The 426-nt window shown below is 41.3% G+C and carries 1 protein-coding gene; it reads right to left on the reverse strand.

Features of this window, described 5'->3' with window-relative positions:
* Positions 1 to 426 (reverse strand): DUF3898 domain-containing protein (locus tag ER639_RS12005; RefSeq protein ID WP_129065976.1); only part of this gene is annotated, 426 nt, incomplete at both ends.

The following is a 426-nucleotide window of genomic DNA, read 5'->3' on the forward strand; positions in this document are numbered from 1 at the left end:
TAAGAATACTGCTGTTTATTCTCAATCCGCTCAATCACATCTTGCAACTCATCCGGCTTCAGGAACTCAATAGGAGAGAAGCCTTTCTCAAACGTAAGTGTATCAGCTTCGATCATTAGTACGTATCGGTCATTTACCTTTGCGATATGTATTTGATCCCCGAAATCAGCAAGCAGGGCCTTCACAGAGATATGATCCGCTTTTAGCTTCAATTCCACTTCAGGAGCATGCTCGACGATTTGTGCAGTAGCTTCCATTACTTCTTCGGTTGAAAATTGTTCCATAATCTCACGTTTCGGACTAGCAGCCCATACTTCCATTGCTTGGTCGAATTGTTCACGTTCTTCCGTACCTTCTTCAAATACATCTTCAATTTGGTCATATACCATGTCCATTACTTGAGTTTTCATAATTTCAGGCATAGAG

This window comes from Macrococcus sp. DPC7161 (assembly GCF_004117835.1).
Classification (GTDB): domain Bacteria; phylum Bacillota; class Bacilli; order Staphylococcales; family Staphylococcaceae; genus SDSC01.